We start from the raw sequence: 7,425 nt of genomic DNA, 5'->3' as shown, positions 1-7,425 counted from the left end.
GGCCGCTTGCCCAATCGCCGGGATCGATGAAGTCGTGGTGGCAGACGGCGCGACGGACGTGTTGCGTGGTAGATTCGTAAGCGGTCTGCGCCGGCGCGGCCTTTCTCCGATGTGGTGATCGAGGGAGCCACCCGGCGGCCCGCAGCGGAAGCTTTCCGCCGTCTTAAACTCAGGTCCATGACCACGGACCCCTGCCCGTCGGCGAGTCCGGAGGTCGGGGACGGTAGCGATCGAGGTGACCGGTTGCGCGCAGAGCATCGCCCTTCGCCATGCGCAGCGCGCGGCCTCGTCGCCCGGCAGATGGCGTACCGAGGGGAGGGAGGCAGCGCCTCCTGGCCCCCTCTCGCTCACATCGAGCGCGTGACATAGCCGTGCCGTCCTGCCAGCCGTCGACGTACAGCACCTCGTGATTGCCCGGCCGGTCATTGTCCGCTGGACGAAACGACGCAGCCGATCGCCGTGGCGATTGCCCGGCGGGCGGCTGGTGGGCAGATGGTGGAGCACAGGTCCTCGAGGCGGCCGAGCGCGTCGAGCGCGCTGGTGGCATGACTGGTCCCGAAACTCCCGCTGTGGCCGGTGTTGCAGGCGAACAGCATCTCCAGCGCCGCGTCGCCGCTGCGCACCTCGCCGAGGACGATGCGGTCCGGCCGGTAGCGCAGCGCGTGTTGCACCAGACGCTGCATGCCGATCTGCGGCGACGTCAGAAAGCGGACATGGTCGGGCGCTTCGATCGCGATTTTCGCGGGTGTCCTCGATGATCAGACAGCGGTCACGAAACGACGCTGTCGATTTGCAGCAGCGAGGAGAGCAGGGAGGTCTTGCCCGAGCCGGTCGAGCCGGCGATCAGGATGTTGCGGCGCTCCTGGACCGCGCGGACGAGCGGATCGTCGCCGTCGATCACCGGTCCGTCCGCGAGCGCGCACGGTCCGCGCGAGAAGGCGCTCAGATCGAACACCGTCCGCGGCGGCTTGCGGATCGACAGCGTCGGCTGCTCGGTGATGGGTGCGATGCTGCCGGCGACGCGCTCGCCCGAGCCCGGCATGGTCGCGGAGAGGAGGGAGCGTCGCGGGTGATGACCGTGCCGACCGAGCTTGCCAGCATGCGCAGCGCGAAATCCGCGTTGGCGGCCGTCAGCGTGATCCCCGAGTCGGTACGGCCGGCGCCGGTGCGATCGACGAAGACGCGACCGTCGGCGTTGCACATCACGTCGGTGACCGACGGCTCTTCGAGGAGCGCGGCGATCTCGGCGACGAGGGCGCGCCGCAGCCGCGATCGAGCCGGGTCTCGGAGACCGTCTCGTGTGTGTCCATCAGCTGATCACCTCGCCCTGGCGCAGCCGTTCGACGGTGGCGGGCGTGAGAAAGCGCTCGCGCTGTTCGTCCGGGATCGCGGCGATCGTCGTCAGCAGATGATCGACGAAGGCGCGGTGCTTCGCGGGCAGCGGCCGATCGCCGGCCACCCACTTGCGCGCGCTCTCCGCTTCGTCGGGAAACAGCACGGCGGCGGTCTTCTTGTTGGTCCATCCGGCGGCGATTTGGATCGGCCGGCTGGCCGGCTCCGCGGCCTCGTGCATCGCCAGGATTTCTTCGTTCTGCACCAGGCCGGTGTCGGGGAATCGACGCAGGTCGATACCGCGATCGCGAAACTTGCGGTGCGCGAACCAGCGGATTTTCCGGGCGCGAAGCGGCTCGTACCAGTGACGAGGACGATCGCCTCGTCCATCCCGAGCGTGCGGACGTCACCCGGCTCGAGCAACGGTCGCCGGCTTTCGGACTTGCTTTCGCTGCCACCGAACCATCGGCCCTTGTGCGTGGTCGTGCTGGTCTTGATCTCGACACCCTGGCCGACGGCCTTGGAGATGTCGGCCATGGAGTCGGTGTCGGACGAGGCGAAGCAGGTGACGATGTGGCGGTTGTCGCGGATCACCTGGCTGTTGCCGTAGAGCGCCGCCAGGCTCTTGAGGCTCTGGCACAGCAGCATGCAGGAGATGCCGTAGCCGCGGAACTCCTGGATGTCCTGGGCGAAGCCGGGGATCTTGCCGACCGCGGGGGAACTCGTCGGCGACGAGCTGGAGGCGATGCCGCTTCTTCCGGCCGTCCGCCATCACGTCCGTCCGGTAGAGGAACGCTTTGAATATCTGCACCAGCATCAACCGGAACAGCGGCATCACCCGATCGCGGTCGGACGGCGGCACCTGCAGGTAGAGGCTCATCGGGTACCGGGAGCAGACGAGGTCCGAGATCCGGAAATCGCTGCGGCTGGTCTTCTCGACGACCAGCGGATCGGCGAACACCGACAGCGCCGAGCGCGCCGTCAAGGCGATGGCGTCGGCCGTCTTCGGTGTCATCGCCAGCATGGTGGCGCCGACGCGCTGGCACTCGTCGTTCTTGCCCCGCGCCATCTTTTCCAGCGTTGTCGGCATCTCGAACATCAGCTCGCGCAGCGTGCCCAGGTGCCGCTGCGGCGCGGGGATACCGGTGACGGCGTAGAGGATGATTGCCGTCAGCAGGTCGGTCGCGGTGATCGGCCAGATCGGCTCCGAGTTTTTCTGTCCCGAGCTGTCGACCAGGATGCTGGCGATGTTCTGTACGGCGGCGATTTCGCGCGAGGTGCCGACCGGGATTTCGGCGAGCGGGTTGAAGCAGGCGGAGTCGGGCTCGGTCGGATCGAAGAAGAACGCGGCGCCGACGCTCGAGCGAAACGGCGCGCTCATCCGGTAGAGCTCGCCCTTCGGATCGAACACCAGCATCGAGCGGTCCCGGCACGACAGCAGCGTCGTCAATACCGGGCCTGCGGTTTTGCCGCTGCCCGAGGCACCGGCGACCAGGGTGTGCTGGTCTCCGGAAAACGTCATGATCTCCCGGCCGAGCATGCCGAGGACGATGCCGCCCCGCGGGTCGCGCGACAGCAGCCCGGCGCGTCTGGCGTCCCGCCGGGATCCCCACTCCTTCTGCCCGAACGATGGCCGGGTGAACCGTTTCGCGAGCGGCAGCAGCGGCAGCGCGGTGATTCCGGCGGCGACGATCAGCCCGGCGTGAATTGCCGGCACCGTCCCCTGCCACGGCGCCCAGGCGAGGATGTCCCAGGGGGCGTAGAGAGGCCAGTCGTGATAGTGCGCCAGGGGTGGCCCGAGTGCCGCCTGGTGTCCGAGCCGCCATGCGGTGAGGTTGCTGGCGACGAAACCGCCGACGGCGGCCATGACACCGAAGCTCGCGATCGTCTTGCCGATCACCATCGGTCGACCCCGATTTCGTGTTCGCGCTCGCGGTCTCGCACTGCCGCTTTGATCGTTTTCAGGCGCTGTTTGGTGAGTGGCCGATCGCTCGGCTCGATCTCGACGGCGAGCGTCGGCGGCATCGCCAGCAGGGTCTCGGACACCCCTGCAGCAGCGCTCGAGAGCGCGATAGCCGACGTCCGGCCGATCGCAGCGCCCGCTGCTCTTCGGCCGTCGCTGTTCGCAGCTCAGCGTGCCGGCGCGCCGCCGCCCGCATCTTTCGCCGCAGCTGCATCGCCCGGTCTTCAGCTTGCCAGTAGCGGGCCAGCATGCCGAGCGCATCGTGCTGCCAGGCGGTGATCGAGCCGACATCGGCGAACACCTGCGCCGGCGCCGGCGTAGTCTTGCGCGCCTCCTGGATCGCGGCGATTTCCTGCAGCGCAGTCATCTCGGCGAGGGCCAGCTCGCGCGCCTTGCGGGCGAGCTCGGCGCGGACATCGGCACCAACCGCGCGCTGTCCGGGTCTCGGCCGGGCTGCGCTGCTGACCGGCGCGCGGGGTGCGCGTCTCGGCGCGGCTACGCTGCTTGCCGGCGCGCAGTCTGCGCGTCTCGGCCGGGCCGAGGTGCTGGCCCGCCACGCGCTCGATGCCCTGGTCCGCGAGGGTGCGGGCGTCCACGCGCGCGTCGTGGCCCGCCCGCTGCAACGCCTCGTTGGCGATGCGCTCCCAGGCGGCGCGGATTTCCGCTGCGGCCGTCGCCTTGCCGCCGTCGCGACCGCGGCTCTTGTCGCCCAATCGCTGCACCAGCTGATTGAACTCGCGCTGGACCTTGCCGAGTTCGCCGGTCGGCGAGACCTGGCGCTCGGAGGCCAGCAGGTGCGCATGGTAATTCCGGCTGTCGGAGCCGTTGTGCATCTCCGGCTGATGCATTCCCAGGTCGACGGCGACCCGGTAGCGCTCGGCGATCCAGGTGGCGAGCGCAACAGCCGCCTCGCGACGCTGCGCCAACGTCAGCTCGTGCGGCAAGGCGACGATGATGTCACGGGCGATGGTCGCCGTCGGCGTCTGCGTCCTGTGCGCGTCGACGGCGTTCCACAGGGTTTCGCGATCGCAGGTGCCGCCGCCCGGCAGGATCAGCTGCGCGTGCTCGACGCCGTGCTTGCCGCGGTAATCCGTGACCAGCTCACCGACGACCATGCGGCTGCCCGACAGGTAGGCGGCCTTGCCGGTGGCGCCGTGGGAGACCCTGGGCGCCGCCGCGGCGGCGTGCGCCAGGCTGTGCCCGCCATGGTGCGCCGCCCGCCCGGTGGCGTTGCCGAGCGGACTGCCGGCCTTGCGGACAGGGGGTGATGCGCAGGCTGAAGATCGCCATCGTCAGACGAGCTTCAGCAGGAACGCCAGCGCCGCGAGGGCGATCACCAGCGCGGTCGAGACCACCCAGAAGGCAGGCTCGATCCAGGACGGCGTAGTGCTGCCCACCGGCCGCAGCCGAGCGAGGATCTTGCGCACCTCGTGCATCGTCGCCGCGTCGCGAGCCCGCGCGGCCTCCAGCTTGGCGAACTCGGCTTTGACGATCGTCTCCAGTACGGCGCAGACGGCGAACACCGCGTCCTCCTCCCGGCCGGGCGCCGAGCGCCGCTCTCACCGTCTGCCGGTCCATGGCTACAGCACCTGGACGATCTGCTCGTCGATCCGCTTCCAGGTCCGCTCCAGCCACATCCGCGAGATCATCCCGCCGCCGGTGTCGGCGCGCTCGTCGGCGAAGGTCCGGTTGGCGTCGAGCATCTTGTCGAAGTACGCCCCGGCGTAGTCGGGATGCAGCGTCGGCAGCTTCACCGGCCCGGAGAGACGATCGGCCATGCCGGCGTAGAGTTCCGTCTCGTCCAGCTCGGCGCCGTCGTCCGCCACCAGCGGCCCGAAGTACGGATTGAACCAGGGGACGATGTCGACACACGGCGGCAACGATTTCGAGGCGAGTTCCAGGGCGTCGACGGTGTGCGCCAGGCTGCGCCCGCCGATCACCGGCATGTGGACGATCACCCGCTTGCCGCTTTCGGCGAGGCACTCGAAGATTTCGGCTTCGAGCAGGTATTCGAGCATCGGCAGGTACGACGATGCGCCGTTGTCGACGACGAACGACGCATCCTCGGCGACCGCCCGTTCCGACCACGCGTTCATCTCGCCGATATCGACCTTGTTGCCGTTCACCAGCCGCACCGGCTGTGCCCCGAGCGCCGCGATGGCCGTGAACGACTTGTTCACCGGGTCGGTGTCGATGCACACCACCGGCTCGCCCCGCTCCTTCAGCGACTGCGCGATCAGCGAGGCGACCAGCGTCTTGCCGCAGCCGCCCTTGCCCTGCAGCACGAAGCTAACCGTCCGCCGGCTTGCGGCGCAGGGCGGGCGAGGACGTCCGGCTTCGTGCACGAGGGGTCGTAGTCTTCCCGGTAGGCGCGAGCCCGGCCGGAGCTTCCGACGTGAGCGGCTCGGTGAACTCGTGGTTCTGCTGCTGCTCTGACATGCGATGCGTCCTCTGTTCTGGTAGTCCGTTTTGGCCCCTTGGCGACGCCGAGGAGGGCATGGGCGTGCCTTCGAAAGGCGTCGTATCCGCACCCCGCGAGTTCGACTTTGAAGCGGTCGTAGACCGCACTCAGGGAGTGGCCTGCTGCAATCATTTGGCGAATAGCGTTGTTCTCACCCCCCGTCGCAGCGAGAAAGGCGACCTTCGCCGAGCCCCATTTCGTCTTTTCCATCGGCTCTGCCTAAGTCCGCCTAAGTCAGCCGAAGACGGCAGAAGACGGCCCAACTCTGCCTAACTCCGCCTTAGTCGGTCTTGCCGGCGCTCTCCGCTTCCTGACCACCCGCCCGGAGACGGGTACTAAGTGCGCAGTCTGTATCCTTGTTTTCATTGGCATTTTTCCCCCTGGTCAGCCATGGACAGGGTCGCAATAGGGGTGGACCGGGCCGTTGTGACCACGCCAAAGTCCGAAAGGCAGGCTCTTCGCGGCGCCGCAACGAGAAACACCGTCTCGCCCGGGTCGCTTTCGATGCCGCCGCCAAAGATCGTCTCGCCTGCATCCTTGGCGCGAGTGACGGCTACCGGGACGCTCCCGCCGTAGAACGCATGCCGGCCGATCGTTGCCGTCCTCGGCTGGCCGCCGAAGTCGACCAGAGATGGCCGCACCGTGCCGGCGGCGGCGCGCCGGGCGACGATCTCGGGGTTCTGGAACGAGCGGGCGCCGCCGGTCGGATCCGGCAGCCAGCCGCCGAGCGCCAGGTCGAGGATCGCCCGGAACTCGGCCCGTTGAGCGGCCGACAGCAGCGGAAGAGCGCGCCATGTCCGGCCGGGTGCGCGGAGCACCGGCTCGAACTGGCCCGGCGCGTCGATCACCGCCTGGACGCTGCCGCCCGACCCCGCGCGGTTGAGAACCACCGCGAGGACCGCCGCCTTGCCGGCGATCGGCTGCGTGCCGGCCTCGGCGTAGACGATCCGCCCGAGCGCCTCGGTGTCGTCGGCGCTGAGCGCGGCGGCGACGGCCGGTGTCGCCGCCAGCAGGAAGCAGCCGATCAGGGCGGAATGCAGCCGCACGGCGAAGCTGGGACCTTCCGTCATCGGCTCGCCTCCACCAGCCACGGTCGATAGGCAACGGCCGCAGTGGCGGCGATCGCGCCGTAGTACCGGCTGTCGTCGGAATCGGGGATGCGATCCGAGAACACGGCGATTTCGCCGACAGCCAGTCGCCGGCAACCGGACCACACTGGCAGTGGCCGGCCGCTCGGACCGAATGGCAGGGCCGTGCCGACGACGTGACCGTTGATGCTGAAGGCGAGGCCGTCGCGACAGATGGTGTCGCCGGCGACCGCCGCGACCGGCTTGAGCAGGCCGTTTTCCGGGTCGGCGTACCATGCCGCCATGCCGGGCACGGACGCGACGTAGTCCGCCATAACCGGCGGCAGCCGAAACCAGACGAGGCCGCCGCGCGCGATCGGCTGGTTCGACCGGACATACCAGCCGCGGGGCAAGGACGGCGAGGAGTTGAACTTGAGGTTCCAGCCGACTGTCTCCGACACCGCGGCGGTGAGGGCAGCGCAGGAGAAGAGGGCGACCCCGGCACCGAGCACCGCCGATCCGAGCCACCTCATGCCCGGCACTTCCAGCCGTGATAGGCGGGCAACGCCAGGTCCTTGTTGAGCATGAGGTTGATCGTGCTG

Annotated in this window: 10 protein-coding genes; all 10 read right to left on the bottom strand. The window is 69.0% G+C overall.

The features are described from left to right. Positions 1–422: 422 nt before the first annotated feature. The 10 genes from tadA (IPK66_19010) to IPK66_18965 all read right to left on the bottom strand — a co-directional run bounded on the left by tadA (IPK66_19010) (position 423) and on the right by IPK66_18965 (position 7,356). Positions 423–737 carry a Flp pilus assembly complex ATPase component TadA gene (gene tadA, locus IPK66_19010; protein ID MBK8177266.1) on the bottom strand — a complete coding sequence of 105 codons (315 nt, stop codon included), beginning with the start codon at positions 735–737 and terminating at the stop codon, positions 423–425. A 32-nt stretch (positions 738–769) separates the two neighbouring features. Then, complete coding sequence (gene tadA / locus IPK66_19005; protein ID MBK8177265.1) at positions 770–1,042, bottom strand: Flp pilus assembly complex ATPase component TadA; 273 nt, start codon at positions 1,040–1,042, stop codon at positions 770–772. A gap of 267 nt (positions 1,043–1,309) precedes the next feature. Continuing rightward, on the bottom strand, positions 1,310–1,573 hold the full coding sequence (locus tag IPK66_19000) for a hypothetical protein (protein MBK8177264.1): 264 nt from the start codon (positions 1,571–1,573) through the stop codon (positions 1,310–1,312). A gap of 165 nt (positions 1,574–1,738) precedes the next feature. Beyond that, entirely contained in the window at positions 1,739–3,235 is a 1,497-nt protein-coding gene (locus IPK66_18995; protein MBK8177263.1) for a type IV secretory system conjugative DNA transfer family protein, read from the bottom strand. Continuing rightward, on the bottom strand, positions 3,229–3,378 hold the full coding sequence (locus tag IPK66_18990) for a hypothetical protein (GenBank protein MBK8177262.1): 150 nt from the start codon (positions 3,376–3,378) through the stop codon (positions 3,229–3,231). Before IPK66_18990 ends, IPK66_18995 begins: the two co-directional genes overlap by 7 nt. Positions 3,379–3,519: 141 nt before the next feature. After that, positions 3,520–4,410, bottom strand: a complete 891-nt coding sequence (locus tag IPK66_18985) for a MobA/MobL family protein (GenBank protein MBK8177261.1) — start codon at positions 4,408–4,410, stop codon at positions 3,520–3,522. A 177-nt stretch (positions 4,411–4,587) separates the two neighbouring features. Continuing rightward, complete coding sequence (locus IPK66_18980) at positions 4,588–4,818, bottom strand: hypothetical protein (protein MBK8177260.1); 231 nt, start codon at positions 4,816–4,818, stop codon at positions 4,588–4,590. A 57-nt stretch (positions 4,819–4,875) separates the two neighbouring features. Next, positions 4,876–5,580 (bottom strand): hypothetical protein, encoded by a 705-nt coding sequence (locus tag IPK66_18975; GenBank protein ID MBK8177259.1) that lies wholly within the window; start codon positions 5,578–5,580, stop codon positions 4,876–4,878. A 538-nt stretch (positions 5,581–6,118) separates the two neighbouring features. After that, a complete protein-coding gene (locus IPK66_18970; protein ID MBK8177258.1) occupies positions 6,119–6,826 on the bottom strand; it encodes a cell wall hydrolase in 708 nt (235 codons plus the stop codon). After that, positions 6,823–7,356 (bottom strand): S26 family signal peptidase, encoded by a 534-nt coding sequence (locus IPK66_18965; protein ID MBK8177257.1) that lies wholly within the window; start codon positions 7,354–7,356, stop codon positions 6,823–6,825. The genes IPK66_18970 and IPK66_18965 overlap by 4 nt, the downstream gene beginning before the upstream one ends. Between the last annotated feature and the right edge of the window lie 69 nt (positions 7,357–7,425).

Source organism: Rhodospirillales bacterium, assembly GCA_016712595.1.
Lineage (GTDB): Bacteria > Pseudomonadota > Alphaproteobacteria > Rhodospirillales > Defluviicoccaceae > Defluviicoccus.
Note: the sequence above shows the minus strand (reverse complement) of the source record. Positions and strands in the feature narration are given on the sequence as shown.